The organism is Amycolatopsis sp. CA-211722, from assembly GCF_056828465.1.
The window spans coordinates 3,254,602-3,275,913 of sequence record NZ_CP184752.1 but is presented as its reverse complement, the minus strand read 5'-3'; the positions used below and the strand labels follow the sequence as shown (position 1 = coordinate 3,275,913).

General features: G+C 68.0%; 20 protein-coding genes and 1 pseudogene. 14 read left to right on the top strand and 7 right to left on the bottom strand.

Annotated elements, in window-relative coordinates:
* Nucleotides 1-78: 78 nt before the first annotated feature.
* From ACOCEP_RS16205 to ACOCEP_RS16155, 11 genes and pseudogenes are all read left to right on the top strand, one after another.
* Nucleotides 79-1,317, top strand: a complete 1,239-nt coding sequence (locus ACOCEP_RS16205; RefSeq protein WP_482338117.1) for a helix-turn-helix domain-containing protein — start codon at nt 79-81, stop codon at nt 1,315-1,317.
* A gap of 5 nt (nt 1,318-1,322) precedes the next feature.
* On the top strand, nt 1,323-1,883 hold the full coding sequence (locus ACOCEP_RS16200) for a flavoprotein (RefSeq protein WP_482338115.1): 561 nt from the start codon (nt 1,323-1,325) through the stop codon (nt 1,881-1,883).
* Nucleotides 1,884-1,988: 105 nt separating this feature from the next.
* Nucleotides 1,989-2,285 (top strand): hypothetical protein, encoded by a 297-nt coding sequence (locus ACOCEP_RS16195; RefSeq protein WP_093935085.1) that lies wholly within the window; start codon nt 1,989-1,991, stop codon nt 2,283-2,285.
* Nucleotides 2,286-2,308: 23 nt separating this feature from the next.
* Nucleotides 2,309-2,770, top strand: coding sequence for a hypothetical protein (locus ACOCEP_RS16190; protein WP_378276362.1), 462 nt, complete (start codon nt 2,309-2,311; stop codon nt 2,768-2,770).
* Nucleotides 2,771-3,073: 303 nt separating this feature from the next.
* On the top strand, nt 3,074-3,316 hold the full coding sequence (locus ACOCEP_RS16185; RefSeq protein WP_482338113.1) for a hypothetical protein: 243 nt from the start codon (nt 3,074-3,076) through the stop codon (nt 3,314-3,316).
* Nucleotides 3,300-3,548, top strand: coding sequence for an AMED_5909 family protein (locus tag ACOCEP_RS16180; RefSeq protein ID WP_482338111.1), 249 nt, complete (start codon nt 3,300-3,302; stop codon nt 3,546-3,548). Before ACOCEP_RS16185 ends, ACOCEP_RS16180 begins: the two co-directional genes overlap by 17 nt.
* A 308-nt stretch (nt 3,549-3,856) precedes the next feature.
* Nucleotides 3,857-5,424, top strand: a pseudogene (locus tag ACOCEP_RS16175) (FtsK/SpoIIIE domain-containing protein).
* Nucleotides 5,421-5,807 carry a hypothetical protein gene (locus ACOCEP_RS16170; protein ID WP_482338110.1) on the top strand — a complete coding sequence of 129 codons (387 nt, stop codon included), beginning with the start codon at nt 5,421-5,423 and terminating at the stop codon, nt 5,805-5,807. The pseudogene ACOCEP_RS16175 and the gene ACOCEP_RS16170 overlap by 4 nt, the downstream one beginning before the upstream one ends.
* Nucleotides 5,807-7,417: a replication initiator gene (locus ACOCEP_RS16165; RefSeq protein ID WP_482338108.1), complete on the top strand. Its 1,611-nt coding sequence runs from the start codon at nt 5,807-5,809 to the stop codon at nt 7,415-7,417. Before ACOCEP_RS16170 ends, ACOCEP_RS16165 begins: the two co-directional genes overlap by 1 nt.
* Nucleotides 7,418-7,427: 10 nt before the next feature.
* Nucleotides 7,428-7,619, top strand: a complete 192-nt coding sequence (locus ACOCEP_RS16160) for a helix-turn-helix transcriptional regulator (RefSeq protein WP_044854561.1) — start codon at nt 7,428-7,430, stop codon at nt 7,617-7,619.
* Nucleotides 7,619-8,869 (top strand): tyrosine-type recombinase/integrase, encoded by a 1,251-nt coding sequence (locus ACOCEP_RS16155; protein ID WP_482338106.1) that lies wholly within the window; start codon nt 7,619-7,621, stop codon nt 8,867-8,869. The genes ACOCEP_RS16160 and ACOCEP_RS16155 overlap by 1 nt, the downstream gene beginning before the upstream one ends.
* A 44-nt stretch (nt 8,870-8,913) precedes the next feature.
* Here the strand turns inward: ACOCEP_RS16155 and ACOCEP_RS16150 are convergent, their stop codons facing one another.
* The gene (locus ACOCEP_RS16150) at nt 8,914-10,086 is read right to left on the bottom strand and encodes an acyl-CoA dehydrogenase family protein (RefSeq protein WP_482338105.1); all 1,173 of its coding nucleotides are present in this window, start codon (nt 10,084-10,086) and stop codon (nt 8,914-8,916) included.
* A 105-nt stretch (nt 10,087-10,191) separates the two neighbouring features.
* On the opposite strand from ACOCEP_RS16150, the gene ACOCEP_RS16145 reads away from it, so the two are divergent.
* A complete protein-coding gene (locus ACOCEP_RS16145) occupies nt 10,192-11,841 on the top strand; it encodes a class I adenylate-forming enzyme family protein (RefSeq protein WP_482338103.1) in 1,650 nt (549 codons plus the stop codon).
* 72 nt (nt 11,842-11,913) lie between these two features.
* Here ACOCEP_RS16145 and ACOCEP_RS16140 read toward each other — a convergent pair whose 3' ends face one another.
* From ACOCEP_RS16140 to ACOCEP_RS16115, 6 genes are all read right to left on the bottom strand, one after another.
* A complete protein-coding gene (locus ACOCEP_RS16140) occupies nt 11,914-12,546 on the bottom strand; it encodes a DUF3558 domain-containing protein (protein ID WP_482339734.1) in 633 nt (210 codons plus the stop codon).
* A gap of 327 nt (nt 12,547-12,873) precedes the next feature.
* The gene (gene purE, locus ACOCEP_RS16135; RefSeq protein ID WP_192746641.1) at nt 12,874-13,371 is read right to left on the bottom strand and encodes a 5-(carboxyamino)imidazole ribonucleotide mutase; all 498 of its coding nucleotides are present in this window, start codon (nt 13,369-13,371) and stop codon (nt 12,874-12,876) included.
* Nucleotides 13,372-13,380: 9 nt separating this feature from the next.
* Complete coding sequence (locus ACOCEP_RS16130; RefSeq protein ID WP_482338101.1) at nt 13,381-14,565, bottom strand: 5-(carboxyamino)imidazole ribonucleotide synthase; 1,185 nt, start codon at nt 14,563-14,565, stop codon at nt 13,381-13,383.
* Nucleotides 14,566-14,618: 53 nt separating this feature from the next.
* On the bottom strand, nt 14,619-15,824 hold the full coding sequence (locus tag ACOCEP_RS16125; RefSeq protein ID WP_482338100.1) for a glycosyltransferase 87 family protein: 1,206 nt from the start codon (nt 15,822-15,824) through the stop codon (nt 14,619-14,621).
* Nucleotides 15,799-17,151 carry a glycosyltransferase 87 family protein gene (locus ACOCEP_RS16120; RefSeq protein WP_482338098.1) on the bottom strand — a complete coding sequence of 451 codons (1,353 nt, stop codon included), beginning with the start codon at nt 17,149-17,151 and terminating at the stop codon, nt 15,799-15,801. Before ACOCEP_RS16120 ends, ACOCEP_RS16125 begins: the two co-directional genes overlap by 26 nt.
* An 81-nt stretch (nt 17,152-17,232) precedes the next feature.
* On the bottom strand, nt 17,233-18,105 hold the full coding sequence (locus ACOCEP_RS16115) for a nucleotidyl cyclase domain-containing protein (protein ID WP_007031897.1): 873 nt from the start codon (nt 18,103-18,105) through the stop codon (nt 17,233-17,235).
* Nucleotides 18,106-18,362: 257 nt separating this feature from the next.
* Here ACOCEP_RS16115 and ACOCEP_RS16110 point away from each other — a divergent pair, with 257 nt between their 5' ends.
* Nucleotides 18,363-20,603, top strand: a complete 2,241-nt coding sequence (locus ACOCEP_RS16110; protein ID WP_482338097.1) for a sigma-70 family RNA polymerase sigma factor — start codon at nt 18,363-18,365, stop codon at nt 20,601-20,603.
* A gap of 10 nt (nt 20,604-20,613) precedes the next feature.
* Nucleotides 20,614-21,117 (top strand): GtrA family protein, encoded by a 504-nt coding sequence (locus tag ACOCEP_RS16105; RefSeq protein WP_482338095.1) that lies wholly within the window; start codon nt 20,614-20,616, stop codon nt 21,115-21,117.
* Nucleotides 21,118-21,312 lie beyond the last annotated feature (195 nt).

Sequence of the window (21,312 nt, the reverse complement as noted above, 5' to 3'; positions counted from 1 at the left end):
CTCAAAGCATTTATGCCGGGTACTGGTGATGACTTGAGTAGAGTGCGGGTTACACGCAGTCGCTGTTAGCCTGGGTGCATGCGTGGCGCGGGTGATCAGCTCAGCATCGGGGAGCGTATTGCCTTCTACCGGCGGCGGCGTGGTCTGTCGCAGGCGGTTCTTGCTGACCTGGTGGGCCGGACTGAGGACTGGCTCAGCAAGATCGAGCGCGGCGAACGCGAGATCCGACGCCTAGACGTGCTAGCCGACGTCGCGCGGGGCCTGCGGGTGACGCTGGGAGACCTCCTAGGCGAACCCGTGCTCATGGAGGACGAGGACAAGAACGACGACGTCCCGGCCATCCGCGACGCGCTCATGGCTCCCCGGCGGCTGTCCCGCACCCTGTTCTCCTCAGCCATGTCGCCGGAGTACATCGACCCGGCCCCGGTGGCTCAGCTGGTGGAGGGTGCCTGGTCCAGCTACCAGAAGGGCGACCTCGGCCGTGTTGTCGCGGCTCTGCCGGGGCTGATCAAGACCAGTCAGGGCATGGAGTCCGCCTCGGCCGATGACGCGGCCTACCGGCGAGCCTGTGCAGCGGTGTCCGCGAGGGTTCACCACCTGGCCGCGACCACGCTGAGCAAGATCGGTGAGGCCGACCTCGCGTGGATCGCAGCGGAACGCGCCATGCAGGCAGCCGACGAGGCAGACGACCCGCTGGTCCTGGCCTCCGCTGCCCGTTCCGGCACTCACGCGCTCCTGGCCGTCGGCCGGTTCGACGACGCGCTTGAGCTGGGCGACGTCGCAGCGAAATGGCTGGTCCCGAGGATGCGCGATGGTGATCCGGCCGCGCTGAGCCTCTACGGGATGCTCTACCTTCGGACGGCCGTCGCCGCTGCTCGGCAACAGGACCGGTCGACGGCGAACGAGTTGCTGTCTCACGCGGGACGGGCGGCTGATCAGCTCGGCACTGACGCGAACCACTGGCAGACCGGGTTCGGACCGGCCAACGTCGAGCTTCACCGCCTGTCTGCGGCCCTGGACTTGGGCGACATTTCGCAGGTGATCGAGTCGGCCCCGAGGATCAGCGTCGACCACCTGCCGGTAGAGCGTCAGGTCACGCACCTGATCGACTTCGCGCGGGCGTTGAGCCTGGTCGCGAAGGATGACGAGGCGTTGTCGGCGCTGCTGGCGGCTGAGCAGAAGGCTCCGGGGATCGTGCGGCACAGTACGGCGGTGCGGGAGGTCGTGCGGTCGATGTATCGCCGTGCCCCGGCGACGGCTGGTAAGAAGTCCTCGCCCTTGTTGGCGTTGGCTGAGCGCTGCGGCGCGGTGAGGTAGGTCGGGTGGCGTCGCGTGTTCTGGGCCTGGTGGGCTCAGGTGCTGGTGGTGTTGAAGACCTTCTTCCGCGCGTGATCCGGCCCCTCCAAGAGGACGGCTGGACAGTCGCGGTGACCCTGACCCCGACTGCGGGGCGCTGGCTGGACGAGAACGGCGGCCGCGCCGAGATCGAGGAGGCCACCGGGTTCCCGGTCCGGGTCGAGCCGCGCTCGCCGGCCGAAACCAGCCCGCATCCGGCCCCGGACTGCTACCTGGTCGCGCCCGCCTCGGCGAACATGGTCGCCAAGCTCGCGATGGGCATCGCCGACAATCAAGCCCTCACGCAGGTCAACGAGGCGATCGGAACCCTGAATCTGCCGGTCGTCGTCTTCCCGCGCGTGAACGCCGCGCACGCTCGTCACCCGTCTTGGGAAACCCACATCGACGCGTTGCGGCGTGCTGGTGTGCGTCTCGTGTACGGGGACGACGTGTGGCTGCTGCATGAACCGCGGAGCGCTCCGGGCCGTGAGCTGCCCTGGTCAGCGGTGCTTTCCGCGGTGAACGAGGCCGTTCCTCTCCCCCGCTAGTCCCTACCCGGACAGTTTGTCCGGGGTGAGGCTCCTCACTGGGTGTCTCCTGTGTCCAGCGCGCCCGACCGGGCTCGCCGAGATCGAGACATCGGGAGAGCACACATGGGCATTCACGTGGTGATTCAGCCCCTCGTCGGCTACGGCGCGGCGGTGGTTTCACCCTCTCCTGGCGTTCGTCAGCTCGTCGCCGGAAGTGAAGAGACCTCCTTCATCGTCCAGGTGCCCGCCCGTATCGGCGGCCTGATGGACACCGCACGGTTCGCGCAGAGTCTCGCGGCCGCTGCCAGCGAGTTCAGCGAGTGGTGCGAAACCCAGCACCGCACGCGCTCGCATTCCTCTTCCTTCACCGATCACTGGTCCGACGCTGCCGACGAAACCGTCACGCGCAAGAACGACTGATCACACGAACCTAGGAGCAACAAATGGCTATCTACAAGGGTTTCCGGTTCCCCATCGAATTCGACGAGGCGTTCGGCCAGGGCTTGGTCATGGTCGGTGAGGTGTCGCCGGACAACGAGTACCAGTCGCGAGAGGACCGGTCGTCGGGTCGTCCGGCCCGTCAGCGGGTCGACGAGGTGACAGGCAAGCGCCAGTGGAAGGTCACGGTGACCGACCCGGACGAGGTCAAGGCGAAGCGCGCGTCGTTCGAGATCACGTTGCTGGCCGATGTGCAGCCGGTGCCGACCACGTCGGAGGTGCTGCCGGGGATGCGGCCGATCGAACTGGAGGGACTGACGGCTGAGCCGAAGGTGGCTGGTCAGGGCGAGTTCAAGTACCAGTCGTACACGTTCCGCGCGACCGGCTTCAAGGCTGCGGCGTCGGGTGGGGCGTCGAAGTCGTCGCGGACCTCGGGCGCTGCTGAGTCGACGCCCAAGGCTGCGTGATGCCGGGCGGGGTGCCGAGGAGCCACCGTGTGGCCGTGGTTCCTCCGCACCTGGTCCAGGCGTGGGAGGTGGCTTACAGCCACTACAGCGCGCTGACGGCAAGGGCGGCATCCGGCGCTGATGCTTTGGCGGCTCATGACCTGGCCGTCGCCTCGGTGGCGGTGGCGGCGTCCTGGCGAGACCTGGCCGCCGAGAGCCAGTTGCCGTGGTGGGTGCTCGCGGCCGTGACAGCTGCCGCAGAAGGTTTCGAAGAGAACGCGCGGTCGTGGGAGATGCGCGCTTACAGCGAGGAAGGGCAGGTCCGTGGCGTTCAACGCGATGTGGAAGCCAGGGCCGCAGGCGGTCGCGGGCATGCAGGGCAATGGTTCGGCGAACCCGGCTCTGGTGATCTATCTGGATCCGGACAGCCTGGCGATCCTGCCGCCGTCCGACCCGGCCGTGTGGCCGGAATTCGTCCGGCTCCTTCGCCAAATCCGCGACAGCGCGGACGAACTGGCCGTGTTCCTCGACAAGCACAAGGCGGTACCTGATGCCCAGCCGGAATGAGCCACAGACCCTCCAAGAAGCGCACGCTCTCGCCACGGCTCGCAGGCCGAAGTCTGGGGCGAACCTGGAGACGTGGTTGAAGTTCCATCAGGCCAACGCCCGCGCGTATCAGGCAGCGTCCGATGTGGACCGCTGGCACCACCACGAACTCAAGTACTGGGTGGGCTATGAGGAGCGGAAGGCCAAGGAGGTGGCCGCGCAGATCCAGAAGGAGAAGTCGCAAGCCAGCTGAAAACTGAATGACAGAGCGAAAAACGCACGTGGGGACGTGCGGCGTACAAACACGTCCTCAAACGCTTTTCTTGTCCTGTAAGGCGCAGAAGCGGAATCCGGCTACCAACCTTGCCGCTCCTGCGCTGTCCACAACCTCTGGAAGTGAACAATGACAACGCTAAACGATGGCAACAAGCGACCGCTAGACGGGGTCACCCGAACGCGCTGCACAGTCTGTAAGCGGTTCGCGAAGCTGCTTCCCGGCGAGACGGAATGCTCTCCCTGTCAAGGAATGCTGCCGCTGGACCTGACCGGCGGTGGTCGTCGATGAACACGAACGGGATCAGTGTCCTTCTCATCGGCGGCGGAGTGCTCGGCGTGGCAGTGTGGCTGCTGCACAAGATCGGTCGCGCGCTCGCCACGATCCTGGAAGTCCTGGCGGCGGCCGCGCTGGTCTTCATCTCCCTGTGGTGGCTGCTCAAATCGTTGCTGTGGCTGGCAAAGCAAGTCGTCACGCGCTGGCGGACCAGTCTCACAGTGGTGGCGATCATGGCGTGGTCGCAGTACCTCGGGTGGCTGTCCCTGGCGATCGTGGCAGCCTCGGTCGTCGCCGTGCTGGCGTCGTGGCGGCTGCTCGCGTGGTGTCCTATGACCACTACTGCGGCCGGTTCCTCCGGTCCTGGTGGATGCGCTGGGCGGTCTACGCGCGCAAGCTCCCGGCCTGGCTGCACGCCTGCGGGCTGAGCATCCGGGACGAGACGCTGCCCGTGGAAGTGACGGTGAACCTGGTCGGCCGTCGACGTTTGCTGTCCCGCAAGGCCGCTTCGGCGTCACGGGCCGTGCAGGTGCCGAAGGTGCTGAAGGTTCGATCGGGGCCGTCGTGGGATGAGGTGCGAGTGCAGCTCGTTCCGGGGCAGAAGCCCGAGGACTTCGACGAGGCCGCGCGGGCGCTGGCGGTGGCACGCAAGGTCAAGCGGTGCCAGGTCCGGGAACTGGAGCCCAACGTGGTCTCCATCGACTTCCAGCGCCGTGACCTACTCAAATCCGCGGTGACCTCCCTGCCCGTTCCTGACCTGGTGGCACCCGATGGGCTCGGCGTGGATCTGCGGCATGTGTGGTCCGGGACCACGGAGTACGGCTCGGACTGGCGGGTTCCGCTGGTCGGCTCGGGTGCGCACTGCCTGACCGCTGGCGCGACCGGATCGGGCAAGAACTCGGTGATGTGGTGCCCACTGGTGTCGGCCGCGCCCGCGATCCGGTCCGGTGTGGTCCGGGTGTCCGGCATCGATCCCAAAGGGATGGAACTCGCATATGGGCGCGGGATCTTCGCTCGGTACGCGGTGACCGGTAAGCAGGCGCTCGAACTCCTCGACGGCCTGCTTGAGGAGATGGAAGCGCGCAAGCACGAGTTCGCCGGACGCGTGCGCATGATCCCGATCAGCGTCGAGCATCCGCTAGAGGTTCTGGAGTTCGACGAGATCGGCGCGCTGACCAAGTACACCGACCGCAAGACCCGCGACGCGATCGTGGAAAAGGTCGCGCTCCTCACCACGCAGGGCCGGGCCTTGGGGATCACGGTGCGCGGCTACGTCCAGGAACCCACGAAGGACACCGTCCCGGTTCGTGAGCTGTTCCCGCGCCGCGTGTGTCTGCGGGTGACCTCCAAGACCCACGTCGGAATGGTGCTCGGCGACGGCGCGTACGAACGCGGCGCGTGGGCGAACCGGATCGGCGATTCCGAAGCTGGTGTCGGCTACGTCTGGGGCGAAGGCGTCCGCGAACCCCTGCGCGTCCGGGCCGGATGGGTCGCCGACGAGGAGATCAAGGCCCTGGAGAACTACGTGACCAACTGTGGCGCTCACGTGGTTGGACTCTCCGAGGGGAGGGCGGCATGAACCGGCTAATGGTCTTCCTCGACGCGATCCGCGACCACCTGGACTCATTCGCGCTTCCCCCGGCCGCTTCGGTTCGGGTGGGGGTGGGTCCTGATCCGATCACGGTGCAACTCGACTCCGACCGCCTGGAGGACGTAGCCCGTGGGCTGCTCACCTGGGCTGCCTCGCTCGACGACGTGACGGCCTCGCTGTGGCGTCCTGACGGTGGCGGGTCGGTGCACCTGGAACTCAGCGGCCGGACTCTCTGCGGCATCCCCGTCGTGGTCTACGGCGGCGTCTGGTTCGACGAGGCCACATTCCCGGACCTGCCTGCGGGGATGCGGCAGGAGATGCCGGTGTTCGTGCTGCGGCAGTGGAACACGCCTGGGGAGGTGGCCGCCTGATGAGCACCGAGGAATCCGCGGTGACTATGCCGGCCAAAACTCGGGCCGCTCGGATGCGTGAGCCCCTGGCGTCGGACGTGGTGAAGGCGACCGCTGAGAAGCACGGGGTCTGTGTCCGGCCGTTCACGATGGAAGTCGGCGACACCGACACCGGCGAACTCCGCTACGTCCCCGTCCCGTGTGGCTCGACCGTCGAATCGGTCTGCCTGCCCTGTGCCCGGAAAGCGAAGGCGCTGCGACAGGTCCAGTGCCGCGAGGGCTGGCACATCGACACCGAACCCGACTTCACCCCAGAGCCACCCTCCGAGGTCCAGACAGAGCTTCTGGCGTTCCGGGCTGACCTCGTCGCCGCTTACCGGCAAGAGACGGACCATGCCGAAGCCGACGAGCTGCGGGAGGAGATCCAGGGAGTCGATGAGGAACTTCGGCAACTCGGGATGCGGGGCCGTCTCCCCTCGATCGACCTGCCCACGAAGAAGGCGGTCAAGCGGTCCACCAAGCGGCGGCAGGACGCGCCGAACCTGCCTCGACGCAAGGTCGCCAAGACCACCGTGGGCCGGGAGTACGCGGGACGGTTCCGGCCGTCGATGTTCGTCACGCTCACCTGCGACACCTACGGCCCCGTTCGCTCGGATGGTGCCCCGGTCGACCCGTCGACGTATGACTACCGGCGGGCGGCTCGGGACGCGGTGCACTTCTCCGCGCTGGTGGACAGGTGGTGGCAGAACCTGCGGCGCGTAGTCGGGTGGGACGCGCAGTACTTCGCCACCGTTGAACCGCAACGGCGGGCGGCTCCGCACCTACACGCGGCCATTCGGGGATCGGTCCCGCATGACGTGATCCGCCAAGTCACCGAAGCGACCTATCACCAGGTCTGGTGGCCTGCGCACGACCAGGTCGTCTACGTCGACCGGATGCCGCTGTGGGACGGCGACCGCCGGGTGTTCGTCGACCCCGACACCCGCGAACCGCTCACCTCGTGGGACGACGCGGTGGAAGCCGTGGAAGACCCGGCACACGTGGTCACCTTCGGCCGACAGGTGCACTCCAAAGGCATCCTCGGCGGATCGGAAGAAGCCGGACGGCACATCGGCTACCTCACGAAGTACCTTACCAAGTCCACCGGTGAGGTGGTCGAAGCCGACACGGTCCGACAGAGGGATCACCACGACCGGTTGCACGCTGAGCTGTCGGTGACACCGTGCTCGCCTCGCTGCGCGGTCTGGTTGCTGTACGGCATCAACCCCAAGGGCGCCAACGGAAAGACCACGCCGGGGCACTGCAAGGGGCGTGCTCATCGGCGGACCACGCTCGGCCTGCCTGGGCGGCGGGTGCTGGTGTCGCGGAAGTGGTCGGGGAAGACGCTCGTCGACCACAAGGCGGACCGGAAGGCGTTCGTCCTGGAGGCGCTGGCGGCAGTCGGGATCGAGAAACCAGCACCCGACCCGGCTCGGCTCGTCTGGCGCAAGGTCGACTCCGGCGACCCGTCCGTGCCACCTCGGGACCACTTGGTAATGCACGCGATTTCAGAACGCATCACGTGGAAGGCCGAGTACGACAGAGCGCTACTAGCCGCACAGGATCTTTCGGCAACTCCACTAGCAGCCTGAGGGGGACGACATGGACAACGTGAGCAAGGTGGACCGGCTCTGGTCGGTCGAAGACGTCTCGGCCTACCTCGGGGTACCGGTCAAGACGCTCTACCAGTGGAAATGGCTCGGTGAAGGCCCGCCAGTCCGCAAGATCGGCCGTCACCTCCGATATGACCCGACCAAGGTCCGTGCCTGGAGCACAGACGAGGCGGCGGCCTGATGGGACACATTCAAGATCGCTGGTATCGCCCCGCCCGTGACGAGGAGACCGGGAAGGTCATCCTCAACGGGCGGGGCAAGCCCGTGCTCGAAAAGACCGAGCTGTACGGCATCGGCATGCGGTACAAGGTCCGCTACCTCGACCCCGACAACGAAGAGCGCTCGAAGTCCTTTCCGGACAAGCAAAAGAAGCGCGCCGAGAACTTCCTCATCGGCGTGGAGGCCGACAAGCGCGAAGATAAGTACATCGATCCGCGGGCGTCTTTGAAGGTCTTTCGTAAGCAGGGGGAGAACTGGCTTAAAGCCACCTCGCCTGACCCGGCCACCCGTGAGATTCTGCGTAGCCGCCTGGAAAGTCAGATCTACCCGACCTTCGGGCACCTGAAGTTCGGCCAGATCAAGCCGTCCACCATCCGTGACTGGGTGGGCGACATGGACGAGCGGGGGCTGTCCACGAACTATCAGGTTGTCCTGTTCACCATCGTTGCTGGCGTACTGGACTCAGCGGTGGACGACAGGCTGATTCGAGAGAACCCCTGTCATGCCAAGACGGTTCGCCGACCTGTCGGGGAAAGCCCGCCGGTGGTCGTGTGGCCGGAAGAGCGAGTGCACAAGGTACGGAAAGGGCTCGCCGAACGGTTCCGAATCGCCGTCCCGCTGGGCTCCGGTCTGGGCCTGCGGCAAGGGGAAATCCTCGGGTTCTCCCCGGACGACATCGACCGGGACACGATGGTCGTGCACGTTCAGAGGCAGATCAAGACCGTCAAGGGCGTGATGATGTTCGCGCCACCCAAGGGCGGGAAGACGCGGACCGTACCGCTCTCCCCCGCCATGCTCGCCGAGATCGACGACCACGAGGACCGTTTCCCGTCCGTCGCGGTCAAGCTTCCATGGCGGAAGCCAGACGGCGAACCTGTGACGGTCCGGCTTCTGATGACGGGCGAGAACGGGAGGCTCTACACCGGAGACCTGTTCACCAAGGTCGTGTGGCAGGGCGCGTTCAGGGCGGCTGAGATCGCCTACCGGGGCCGGGCGGACGGCATGCACGCGCTGCGGCACTTCTTCGCCTCGACGCTGCTGTCTCGCGCCGTGTCGATCAAGGAACTCGCCGAGTACCTCGGGCACTCCGACGCCGGGTTCACCCTGCGGACGTACACGCACCTTGTCCCATCGAGCCACGAGCGGGCTCGGCAGGCCATCGACGCGGTGTTCGGGCGGCCTGGTGTCCATGACGGCCTGGAGGCGGCCTGATCATGAGCAGCCAGAGCCGCCCGAACTACCGGATCAAGATCAAATCAGCCCTTGAGCAGGGCGCGCGCCATGACCATGCGCTGGATCTGGTTGGTGCCTTCGTAGATCTGGGTGATCTTCGCGTCGCGCATCATGCGCTCCACCGGGAAGTCGCGCGTGTAGCCGGCGCCACCGAAGAGCTGCACCGCATCGGTGGTCACCTGCATCGCGATGTCCGACGCGTACGCCTTCGCGGCCGCGGCCATGTAGCCGCCGCGCTTGTCGCCGCGCTCGGTCGCCGCGGCGGAGGCGTAGACCAGGTTCCGGGCGGCCTCGATCTTGATGCCCATGTCGGCCAGCATGAACTGGACGCCCTGGAACTCCGAGATCGACTTGCCGAACTGCTTGCGCTCCTTGACGTACGCGATCGACGCGTCGAGCGCGCCCTGCGCGATGCCCAGCGCCTGCGCGCCGATGGTCGGGCGGGTGTGGTCGAGGGTGCGCAGCGCGGTCTTCAGACCGGTGCCGGGCTCGCCGATGATGCGGTCGGCCGGGATGGTGGCGTTCTCGAAGTGGATCTCGCGGGTCGGCGAGCCCTTGATGCCGAGCTTCCGCTCCTTCGAGCCGACGACGAAGCCGGGGTCGTCCTTGTGCACGACGAACGCGGAGATGCCGTTGGCCTTCTTCTCGGCCTCGGGGTCGGTCACCGCCATCACGGTGTACCAGGACGATTCACCCGCGTTGGTGATCCAGCACTTGGTGCCGTTGAGCACCCAGTGGTCGCCGTCGAGCTTCGCGCGGGTGCGCATCGAGGCGGTGTCCGAGCCGGCTTCGCGCTCCGAAAGCGCGTAGGACGCCGAGGCCTCACCGGAGGCGATGGACGGCAGCACCAGCTTCTTGAGGTCTTCCGACGCCGAAAGGATGATCGGCACCGTGCCCAGCTTGTTCACCGCCGGGATGAGCGACGCCGACGCGTCGACCCGCGCGACCTCTTCGATCACGATGCAGGCGGCGATGGCGTCGGCGCCCTGGCCGTCGTAGGCCTCGTCGATGTGCACGGCGTTGAAACCCGACTTGACCAGCGCGTTGTACGCCTCGATCGGGTAACGCTCGTCCTCGTCGACCTCGGCCGCGTAGGGCTCGATCTCCTTCTCCGCGAGGGCACGCACCGCGGCCCGCAGCTCCTCGTGCTCTTCGGCAAGCTGGTACAGACCCGGGCCGTCAGACACCTTCGTCACCTCTTCTAACCGCGTTTGGGAGTTTGACCGATGTTAGCGCTCGTTCACATTGTGCGACATCGCGAGCGCTTGTGTCTTTGACCGCAAAGTCCGTACGTTCGAGTGATGGAGCTCACCCCGTTCCCCCGGTCGCTCGACTACCCCGAGGTCCCGGTCGGCTCGGTGCTGGCAGGCGCCGCCGCTCGCTGGGGCGCCCGCACGGCCTTCGCCCACGGAGACAAGAGCCTCACCTTCGCCGAGACGTACAGCGCGGCCTGCCGCTTCGCGAACGCCCTGCGCGCCGAGGGCATCGGCAGCGGCGACGTCGTCGCGCTCCACTTGCCGAACTGCCTGGCGTACCCGGTCGCGTACTACGGGACACTGCTCGCCGGGGCCACCTTCAGCCCGGCGAACCCGCTGCTCCCGCCCGACGACCTCGCGTTCCAACTGACCGACGCCGGTGCGGTCGCCGCTGTCACCGTCGGCCCGGTCGCCCGCGTCCTCGCTTCGGTCCGTGACCGGACGCCGGTCCGGCTGAGCATCGTGGTTCACCCGCCCGAGGCCTTGGCACCAGGCGAGGTCGAGTTCACCGAGTTCTCCTCCGCTCACTCCGACGAGCGGCCGGACGTCGATATCGACATCTACCGCGATCTCGCCCATCTGGCGTACACCGGCGGCACCACCGGACGCTCGAAGGGCGTGTGCCTGCCACACCGGAACGTCGTGGTCAACAGCCTGCAGAGCTCCTGCTGGCGGCTGGGCGCGGTCCCCGCAGTCGACGCGTCGGGAGAGGTGATCGTCGAGCAGCTCGGCGGCCCGGAGGAATGGCCGTCCCGGATCGGCACCGGCGTCGCCCTCAATCTGACGCCGTGGTTCCACGCCATGGGCACCATCGCCGCGCTCAACGTCCCGCTGCTCGACGGCGGCACCGTCGTCCTGCACGACCGCTTCGACCCGGCCGCGTACGTGGCCGACGCCGAACTGCTGCGGGTCACCACGATCGGCGGGGCACCGGCGTTGTTCGCCGCCTTGCTCGCCTGCCCCGAGTTTCACACAGCGGATCTGTCTTCGGTACTGACCATCGGGTCCGGCGCGGCGCCGATGAACCACGAGATGATCCGCGCCCTGCAGAAACGCTTTCCCGGCGTGATCATCACCGAGGGGTACGGCCTCACCGAGGTCACCATGGGCGCCGTCATCGCGCCGTCGTATCGCTCGGCCACCCGGAAGGTGGGTTCGGTCGGCTTACCTCTTCCCGACACCGAGGTCAAGATCGTCCCGGCCGAGGGCGGCGAAGATCCATTGCCCGCCGGGGAAAGCGGCGAGGTCTGCCTGCGCGGCCCCCAGGTGATGATCGGCTATCGCGACCGCCCGGAGGAGAACGCGGCCGCGCTCGTCGACGGCTGGCTGCACACCGGCGACATCGGCATCCTCGACGAAGACGGCTACTTGTCCATTGTGGACCGCAAGAAGGACATGCTGCTGTACAAGGGATACAACGTCTTCCCGCGCGAGCTCGAAGAGCTGCTGATCACCCTGCCCGGCGTCGCGGCGGCGGCCGTCGTCGGCAAACCGGACACCGAGGTCGGCGAACTGCCGGTCGCGTTCGTGGTGCGCAGCGACGAGAACGTCACGGCCGATCAACTCCTGGAAGCCGTCGGCGCGCGCGTCCTGCCATACAAACGGCTGCGGGCGATCCACTTCGTCGACCAGATCCCGGTCTCGGCGGCCGGGAAGGTGCTCAAACGGGAACTGCGCAAGCAGCTCACCGACTGAACCCCGCGCGTTTCGTCCTCTGGATGCGATAGTTCGCCATCGAACCGCCGCATCCAGAGGACGAAACGCGTATCAGCGGCCGCGGAGGTTGCCGATCATGAACTCCGCGGCCTTATGCGCCCCGGCGCACGAATCGTTTCCCCAGTACTGAGAACCACTCGGGCCGTTCACGACATACTCGACAAGCATCATTTCCGTGTCGCTGATACCCAAGTACAGATCACAAGCCCCCGGAATGTATCGCGGCGCGTACTCGACCACGGGTATTCCACCGATGGACAACTCGCGCCAGCCTGGATAATGTTGCGGATTCTCGTTCTTGACCTCAACCAGTTCAGCCAGATTGTTCGGCTTCACTATGGCGTGATAGATCCCTAGACTCGGACTGTTCGGAGCGCTCCACGTGCATCCGAGCATACCGTCCTTGCCACCGCCTTTGGCCACCTTCTCCGGCGGGTCGATGATGAACGCGGCAACCTGCTCGGGCTGCAATATCCCACACGGGAACCGAGAAAAGTCGGCACTACGAAGAGGCTTTTCAACCGGAGTGATCGGGATCACAGGTCCGGCTTGCGCGGCCGCCGGTGGCCCGCTCAGGATCGGCTTCGGCTTCGCGATCCCACAACCCGCGACGAATAGTAATCCCGCGAGAATGCCGGCGACGCGAGCAGGTGTTCGCTTTTCACCTTCACTCGGGAACGGCATCAGGCTCAATCTTCCACTGCTTCTGGTCATCCATCCCCGAACTCGGCTGATCCCGAGATTTCGTATATGTGCTCCGTCGAGTGCGGAATCGGCGATCGATGGACTGGCTGGTGTGCCTGGCGGCGGCCAGGCGGGCATCCAGCTCACCGGCTTGCGCGCGCATCGCTCGCAGATCTCGTGGCGCGTTCACGCACACATCACGACGTATGGCATTACGCTCCCTCCCCCACTACGGCCATTAGACCGATAGTGCCCGGATCGCACCTTACCGTGACGATCTTCGAGCGCAAGTGTGCGGGAAAGCCCACGAGAGGACGAAAAGCAGATTCAGCCTTCGACGCGTTTACGCAGTGCGGCGTCCTTGTCGAGCACCAGCTGTTCCAGATCCGCCTGGAACCGCGCCATTTTCGCCTGAAGCTCCTCATCGGACGCGGCGAGGATGCGCACCGCGAGCAGTCCCGCGTTGCGCGCCCCGCCGACGGAGACCGTCGCGACCGGGACACCGGCGGGCATCTGCACGATCGAAAGCAGCGAGTCCATGCCGTCGAGGTACTTCAGCGGGACCGGCACACCGATCACCGGCAGCACCGTCGCCGAAGCGACCATTCCCGGCAAGTGCGCGGCGCCGCCGGCGCCCGCGATGATCACGCGCACACCGCGCGAAGCGGCCGAAGTCGCGTAGTCGAGCATCCGCTGCGGAGTGCGGTGCGCCGAGTAGACCCCGACCTCGTATTCGACGCCGAACTCGGCCAGCGCCTGCCCGGCCGCTTCCATCGTCGGCCAATCCGAATCGCTGCCCATGATCAGGCCAACCTGCGGCGCCATTTCCTACTCCTAGTGGATCTCGTAGCCGTCGAGCCAGACGGCGTGGGAAAGCCAGTGCGCGGCAAGCAGCGCGCGGTCGCGCAGCTCTTCCATGTCGTCGCCGACGAGGTTGACGTGGCCGAGTTTGCGACCGGGCCGCTCGCCCTTGCCGTACAGGTGGACGCGGATGTCCGGATACCGCGCGAACAGGTGGTGCAGCCGCTCGTCCGGCCCCATCTCCGGCGCCTCGGGCGCGCCGAGGACGTTCGCCATCACGCAGGCGGGGGCGATCAGGTCGGTCACGCCGAGCGGGTAGTCGAGCACGGCACGCAGGTGCTGCTCGAACTGCGAGGTCTTCGAGCCGTCCTGGGTCCAATGGCCCGAGTTGTGCGGGCGCATGGCGAGTTCGTTGACCAGCAGGCCTTCGTCGGTCTCGAACAGCTCGACGGCGAGCAGGCCGGTCACGTTCAGCGTCGCGGCGATCCGCAGCGCCAGATCCTGCGCCTGCTGCGTGCGCTCGAGGCTCAGGCCGGGGGCCGGGGCGAGCACCTCGGTGTTGATCCCGCCGGACTGCACGGTCTCCACCACCGGCCACGCCGCGCCCTGCCCGAACGGCGACCGGGCCACGAGCGCGGACAGTTCGCGCCGCATGACGACCTTTTCCTCGACCAGCAAGGGGGTTCCGGCGTCGAGCAGTTCGGGGACGGTCTCGCGGGCGTGCTGCGCGGTGTCGAGCATCCAGACACCGCGGCCGTCGTAGCCGCCCTGTGCCGCCTTGAGCACCACCGGCCAGGAGTGCTTGTCGCCGAACGTGATCACGTCGTCCACAGAGGACACTTCGGCGAAGGCGGGGCCGGGGATCTCGAGCCCGGCCATCATCTCGCGCATGACGAGCTTGTTCTGCGCCATCGACAACGCGGCCGGATCCGGCCGGATGGTGACGCCTTCCATCGCGAGCGTCAGCAGGTGCTCGCCGGGAACGTGTTCGTGGTCGAACGTCAGCACGTCGACCCCGGCGGCGAACGAGCGCAGCGCTTCGAGGTCGGTGTGGTGCCCGTGCACGACCTCGCCCGCGACGAGGCCGGCGGATTCGTTCTCCCCGGCGGCCAGCACACGCAGGGACTGGCCGAGAGAGATCGCCGCCTGGTGGGTCATCCTGGCCAGCTGTCCGCCGCCCACCATGCCCACGATCGGAAGACCGGTTCGTTTGTCCACTGGCCGAAGTTCTCTTTTCCGCTGAGGCCACATTCAACACTGCGACGCAGAGATTACTTGGCCGCCACCGCCACGACCTGGGCGGACCCGCGTCGCAGCTCCCGCACGGCCAGGCCTGTGATGGCGATCGCAGCGGTGAGGACGTAGACGTTGCCGAGCAGCGACCAGCCCAGCCCCCAGCCGAACTCGGTCTCCCCGCCGTTGGGCACGAACATGATCAAGCCGCTCGCGAACAGCGCCGCGACGGCCGCGGCCGGAAGCCACGATCGGCGGACGACGAGCAGGACGAGCAGCGGCACCGTCCACACCCAGTGGTGTGACCACGACACCGGCGAGAGCAGCAGCCCGTAGAACGCGGTCACCAGCAGCGCGCCGACCGGGTCGCCGCGGCGGTGCAGGCGCACGACCAGCCAGACGGCGGGAACGGCCAGGACGGCGGCGATCGCGATGGCCACCGCCAGTGACCACGACGCGAGTTCCGAGGCGCGGTTCACCAGTCCGTTGAGTGACTGGTTGAAGATCCAGTGCACGGAGCCGACCCGGCTGGGATCGGTCGCCGACTCGGTCCAGAACCGGACGGCGTCTCCGGGGATCACCGCGAACATCACGGCTTCGAGCGCCACGAACGTGCCGAGTGCCCGCAGCGCGTCCTTCCAGCGTCCGGTGAAGAGCAGATGCGGCACGAAGATCAGCGGCGTCAGCTTGATCGCGGCCGAGATCCCGATCAGCACCCCGGCCCAGCGCGAACCGCGCGCCGAAAGCACCAGGACGTCGACGACGATCAGCGCCATCAGGATGAGGTTGATCTGCCCGAGGAAGATCGTCTTCCAGACCGGTTCCAGCGCCAGCGCGCCCGCCGTGGCCAGCGGCAGCACCCACCATCGGGTGAGCGGGGCGCCGCAGGCACGGGCGACCACGGAGATCACGACGCTGAGGCAGACCAGCGACAGAGCACCGACGACGCCCCAGGTCAGCCCGGCCGGCACGATCGCCAGCGGCAGGAACAGCGGCGCCGCGGCCGGGGTGTAGGTGAACGGCAGCAGCACCCACGGCGGCAACGTCGTCAGCGCCTCGCGGGTGTAGAGCGGTTCACCCTTCAGCAGGGTGAGGGCACCGGCCCGGTAGACGGCGCTGTCCGCGCCGAGGTGCCATTCACCGAGCCAAGCGACGACACCCAGCGTGAGCATCGCCAGCGCGAGCACACCCGCCAGCGTGATCCCGACGAGCCGGGCCTCAGCCGCCGGACGTGACTTCAGCATGCTTTTCGGTGTCCCCCGTGCCCTGCTTCCGGCGCAGGTACCACCAGCGTCCGGCGAGCGCGAGCGCCAGCACCAACGGCATGAAGATGTACGCGCTGCCGAGGATGTTCTGCCACACCTTCCAGTGCAGCTCGACATTGCGGCCGTTCGGCAGGATCAGCAGCACACAGCTGATGAAGACGAAGAACACCGCGAACGTGCCGAGCCAGCGTTTCCACGCGGTGGCGGGCGTGGTCTTCGGCAGCCGCGAGACCAGCAGGACGACCAGCGGCGCCACCCACACCCAGTGATGGGTCCAGGAGATCGGCGAGATCAGCAGGATCCAGAACGCCGTGACCAGCATCGCGGCGAGCGCCTGGCCCTTGCGGTGGAAGCGCAGCACCAGCCAGATCGCCGGGATCGCGAGCAGCGCGCCGATCCCCATCGCCGCCTTCGACGCCCAGGGCGCGAGCTCGGTGAAGCGGTTCATCAGCGCGTTCAGCGACTGGTTGCCCGCCCAGTGCACCGGGCCGATACGGCCGGTGTCGGGCAGCGTGTAGGTCCAGTAGCGGGCCGCGTCGTGCGGGATGATCAGGAACATCAGGCCCTGCATCACGACGAAGGTGACGAGCCCGCGGACGGCGTCCATCCGGCGGCCGGTGATGAACAGATGCCCCAGGAAGACGATCGGGGTGAGCTTCACCGCGGCCGCGACGCCGACGAGCACGCCGCCCCAGCGGCTGCCCCTCGCCCCGATGACCAGGATGTCGAGCATCACCAGCGCCATCAGGATGATGTTGATCTGGCCGAGGAAGATCGTGCGCCACACCGGCTCGAGGCCGAGGAAGACGAGGAAGAACGCGATCGTGGACCGGGCGGGCGAGGCCCACCAGCGGGGGCCGTCGGTCGAGGGCTTCGGCAGGGCGCCGATGGCGATCCGGACGCAGAGCGCCAGCGCGAGCAGCGAGACCGCGGTCAGGAGCCCCCAGGCCACCTGCGTCGGGACGATCGCGAGCGGGATGAACAGCAACGCGGCGGTCGGCGGGTAGGTGAACGGCAGCAGCGCCCACCACGGCTCCACCGGAAGGGTGTTCGCGTCGTACAGCGGATCACCGTTGAGCAGTGTCTCGGCGCCGGCGCGGTACACCGCGCTGTCCACGCCCAGCACCCATTCGTGCTGCCAGCCCCAGATCCCGAAACCGATCGCGACCAGCGGGATCACCGACAGGATCAGGATCGATCTCGGCCGGACGGACAAGCGGGCGAGCGACTTCCGCAGCGACAGCCGATGCTGCGGGCGGCTCGCCGAAACGTCGCCGTTGGCGTCGGCGGGAACAGTCCGGGTCACGCGAACAGGAAATCATGAACCGGGACGTCGCTGGTCGACAGGGTCGGCCGTGACCTGGAGAACGTCTTACGCTACCCCGCGTCAGGAACGCGCCAGGGTGCCGAGGAGATCGCACGCCAGGTCGTAGGTCGCCGGGAGCCGGACCGCCGAAATCTGCGGACGGCCGGTGTCCCGCAACTGGGCGTCCACGGAAAGCCGCTCGTTGAGCGCCCTTCGCAGCGCGACGCCGGACGAAGCGAGGCGCACGTCCTTCGGCACGAGGGCGCCCGCGACGGACGGCCCGATCGAGGCGACGCTCTCCCCGCCGTCGAAGACCTGCTTGAGCGCGTCCGCGACCAGGATCATCCCGGTCAGCCGGGGCCAGCCCGCGACCGAGCTGAAGTCCATCGAGACCACGAGCAGTGTGTGCGCCTCCGCGACCGGCCGCTCGTCGCGGCGGGCCTGGCGGTACAGCTCACTCAGCCGGGTCCTCAGGTAGGCGGCGGTGGGCAGCCCGGTGAGTGGTTCGGTGACCTCGGTGTTCACCAGCTGATCGGTCGCGACGTCCGCCCAGGCGAGCGCTGTCACTCTCAGCAACCGGGACGGGGTGGAGTCGACGTCCGGCGCGAGGAAACCGTCCACGGCGTCCGGGTCGGCGAGCACGGCGTGCAACGCCGCGAGGTCCGCGAGCGTTTCGGCGAGCCCGGCACCCGCGGCGGCCCGTGCCCGGCCCAGCCCCGCGAGGGCGGTCTCCGCCACTTCGGCGGGCGCGACCCGGCCGTTCTTGATCACCGCCGCGCAGACGGCGTCGACCTCGGGCAGGCCCCAGTCACTGGGGAAACGCCAGCCCGCGGCCAGGCTGGCCGTGCGCCAGCGGGCCCGCAACGCGCGGAGTGTGCGATCTCGTTCGAACCGGTTCCAGGCGGCTTGCCCATCGGATCCCCCGGACGGCGCACCGGTGGCCGGTACGTCCACTGCCCACCGCCCCTTTCCGTTCCGATCTTTTCGATCTTGCGATCGCTTCACGGTGGGGACGCCCGTCCACGCCGCGCGTGACGGCGTTTTCCAAGGATCTTTCCGAACTCTTCGGTAACCCAGGGCGGGTGATGGCGTTGCGCCCTCCGGGTCATCGAAGGGACCGCGAGGTGACGTGCGTCGCCCTGTCCGTCACACTGAGCGTGTTCGGGCGTTTAAGACAGTAGACCCGCCGAACCAGCAGATGAAGGAGCCCCGTGTCCACCGTTCCCGCCGATCTCTCCGGTAAGAGTGACGCCGAGCTGATCGCCGAGGTGCGTGACGGGAAGATCGCGTCATACGGAACCCTTTACGAGCGTCACGCCGGCGCGGCGCACAACCTCGCCCGCCAGCTCGCCCGCTCGAGTTCCGAGGCCGACGACCTCGTTTCGGAAGCCTTCGCGAAGGTGCTGGACACGCTGCGCGGCGGCAAAGGCCCCGACGCCGCGTTCCGCGCGTACCTGCTGACCGCGCTCCGGCACACCGCCTACGACAAGACGCGCAAGGACAAGCGCGTCGACCTGAACGAGGACATGTCCGACGTCGGCGGTGCCGTCGGCGAAGCGCTGACAGTCCCCTTCTCCGACACCGCCGTCGCCGGGCTCGAGCGCACGCTCGCCGCGAAGGCGTTCGCGCGGCTGCCCGAGCGGTGGCAGGCGGTGCTGTGGCACACCGAGATCGAAGGGCAGACGCCCGCCGAGGTCGCTCCGCTGCTGGGCCTGACCGCGAACGGTGTCTCCGCGCTCGCCTACCGCGCGCGTGAGGGCCTGCGGCAGGCCTATCTGCAGGTCCACCTGGCCGAGAACTCCGCCGAACGCTGCCGCGCGAGCGCGGACAAGCTCGGCGCCTGGACCCGGGACGGGTTGTCCAAACGCGAGCGGACCCAGGTGGAGAACCACCTGGACGAATGCGAGAAATGCCGCGCTCTGGCCGCGGAACTGGCCGACGTCAACACCGGTCTGCGCGGGATCATCGCGCCGATCGTGCTCGGTGGCGCGGCTCTCGGTTACCTGGCGACGACCGGGGCGGGCAAGGCGGGCGCGGTCACCGCGGCCGCGACGGCCGCCGCCGCGGGTTCGAGTTCGGGCGCCGCCGGCGCGGCCGCGGCCGGACCGCGCCAATTCGCCGGAGTGGCCGGATCGGGCGTGGCCATCGTCGCCGCCGTCGCGGTGGCGCTCGCCGCCGGTGGCGGCACCCAGGAGATCCCGGCCGCCGCCGCGGTCGCGCCGCCGGCCGCGGTGCCCGCCCCCAAACCGGCCGACCCGCCCCCGGCTCCTCCGGCCGCCCCGCCGCCGGCGCAGCAGCCCGTGCCGCCCGCGCAGCAAGTGCCGCCTCCTGCCCCTGCCCCTGCACCGGCTCCGGCACCTGCTCCCTCGCCGACGGACCCGGCAGCTCCGGCGATGACGGCGTCGACCCCGCCCGATGGTGTCCAGCTCAAGCCCGGTGAACCGGCCAACCTGCCGATCACCGTGCGCAACAACGGTGGATCGAAGTCCGAACCCGTGGCGGTCTCCCTGAATCTGCCGCGAGGCGTGCGGGCCATTCCCGCCGCGGGTGGAGGCGCGATGGGCGCCGGTGGCTTCCGGCAGCAGGCGCCGGCCACGATCGCGGTGAGCTGCCCCGGCGGCACCGGCACGGTGACCTGCCGGACCGGTACCGGCCTCGAACCGGGCCAGTCCGCGGTGCTGACGTTCCGGCTGCTCGCGGACGAGACGGCCGAGAACGGCAGCGTCGTGACCGGGTCGGTGACGGCGGGCGCGCAGATCAACGTCCGGGTCGAGGTGCAGGTCAAGGTTCCGCCGCGGCCGAAGCCGCCGGAGCCGAAGCCACCGCGGGACGACCTCTCCCTGACGGCCAGGAGCGTCGGGCTGTCCGGTTTCCCCTGGAACCGCAACCCACTGCTGAACATCAGCGTGAAGAACACGGGCGAGACGACGAAGCCGGTGACGATCACCCTCGACCACCGCGTCCTCTACTCATCGAGCTTCTCCGGCATCCGTTGCACCCCGACCGGCGAAGGTGCGTCGTGCACTTCGCGCGGCTCGCTGGCTCCGGGGCGCCAGGCGAACCTGATGGTGACGCTGAAGGGCCGTCCGCCGGCGCATGTCCCGGTGACGGTGAACGCCACCCTCGGCACCGCCAAGGCGAAGCCGGCCGAGGTCTACTTCGACTGCTGGCACCATTGGTGTGACGACGACGCGCTGCTTCCGTCGACCACTGTGCCTTCGCTGCCTTCGGTCACCTCGAAGCCTTCGGGTGCTCCGGAAACGACGAAGCCCGGACGGCCTGGGTGGCCCGTTCCGACGAAGAAGCCTCTGCCGTCCATGACGCCTTCCTCGCCTGCGCAGCGGGAGCCGGTGGAGACGACCACGACTACGAGCACGAGCGCGCCGCCGCAGCCCGGTAAGTCCAAGCCGTCCACGCGGCCCAACGGAGTGGTCGACCGCTTTTTCCAGTAGCGTCGCCCGCATGCGGGGGAAGCATCGCGAACTGCTGCGGTTCGTACTGGTCGGCGGCGCGAGCTTCGTCATCACGATGACGATCACCTACGGGCTCAAGTTCACCGTGCTGACCGACAAACCGGTGACCGCGCTGGTCATCGGCGTGCTGGTGGCGACCGTCTTCTCGTACGTCGCGAACCGTGAATGGTCCTTTCGCAGCCGCGGCGGGCGTGAGCGAGCCCACGAAGCCGCGCTCTTCTTCCTGCTCAGCGCGATCGCGCTCGGCCTCAACGCGCTTCCGCAGCTGGTTTCGCGATACGTGTTCAAGCTGGAGCAGCCCTACGTCGGGCTGCTGACCCAGGAGATCGCCGATTTCGTCAGCGGCGTGATCGTCGGCACCCTGCTCGGCACGGCTTTCCGCTGGTGGTCGTTCAAGAAGTGGGTCTTCCCGGAGGCCGGCGCGCGGCCGCGGCTGGTGCGGGGCGGCGGCGGCCGGGAGATTTCCGGCATTCCCGACGATTCCGCCGCCTGACCGCCGGGCGGTAGCAAAGGTCCCTTGCTCCCCCGGCCGCCCGTCGCCGTGTGTCGCGAAAGCCACTTTCGCGACGTCTGATGTCCCGAAAGTGGCTTTCGGGACATCATCGCCAGGGCAGGGGCGGGCCAGGCCACGGGCGGGCCAGGGCAGGGGCGGGTCAGGGCAGGGCGGGCCAGGCCACGGGCGACGTTG

What these genes read in the sequence shown, in the direction of transcription:
- ACOCEP_RS16125 (WP_482338100.1), bottom strand. Translation starts at nt 15,824, where the DNA reads ATGCTGAAGTCACGTCCGGCGGCTGAGGCCCGGCTCGTCGGGATCACG.
- ACOCEP_RS16180 (WP_482338111.1), top strand. Translation starts at nt 3,300, where the DNA reads ATGCCCAGCCGGAATGAGCCACAGACCCTCCAAGAAGCGCACGCTCTC.
- ACOCEP_RS16145 (WP_482338103.1), top strand. Translation starts at nt 10,192, where the DNA reads ATGGAGCTCACCCCGTTCCCCCGGTCGCTCGACTACCCCGAGGTCCCG.
- ACOCEP_RS16190 (WP_378276362.1), top strand. Translation starts at nt 2,309, where the DNA reads ATGGCTATCTACAAGGGTTTCCGGTTCCCCATCGAATTCGACGAGGCG.
- ACOCEP_RS16170 (WP_482338110.1), top strand. Translation starts at nt 5,421, where the DNA reads ATGAACCGGCTAATGGTCTTCCTCGACGCGATCCGCGACCACCTGGAC.
- ACOCEP_RS16160 (WP_044854561.1), top strand. Translation starts at nt 7,428, where the DNA reads ATGGACAACGTGAGCAAGGTGGACCGGCTCTGGTCGGTCGAAGACGTC.
- ACOCEP_RS16165 (WP_482338108.1), top strand. Translation starts at nt 5,807, where the DNA reads ATGAGCACCGAGGAATCCGCGGTGACTATGCCGGCCAAAACTCGGGCC.
- ACOCEP_RS16205 (WP_482338117.1), top strand. Translation starts at nt 79, where the DNA reads ATGCGTGGCGCGGGTGATCAGCTCAGCATCGGGGAGCGTATTGCCTTC.
- purE (WP_192746641.1), bottom strand. Translation starts at nt 13,371, where the DNA reads ATGGCGCCGCAGGTTGGCCTGATCATGGGCAGCGATTCGGATTGGCCG.
- ACOCEP_RS16195 (WP_093935085.1), top strand. Translation starts at nt 1,989, where the DNA reads ATGGGCATTCACGTGGTGATTCAGCCCCTCGTCGGCTACGGCGCGGCG.
- ACOCEP_RS16155 (WP_482338106.1), top strand. Translation starts at nt 7,619, where the DNA reads ATGGGACACATTCAAGATCGCTGGTATCGCCCCGCCCGTGACGAGGAG.
- ACOCEP_RS16140 (WP_482339734.1), bottom strand. Translation starts at nt 12,546, where the DNA reads ATGCCGTTCCCGAGTGAAGGTGAAAAGCGAACACCTGCTCGCGTCGCC.
- ACOCEP_RS16105 (WP_482338095.1), top strand. Translation starts at nt 20,614, where the DNA reads ATGCGGGGGAAGCATCGCGAACTGCTGCGGTTCGTACTGGTCGGCGGC.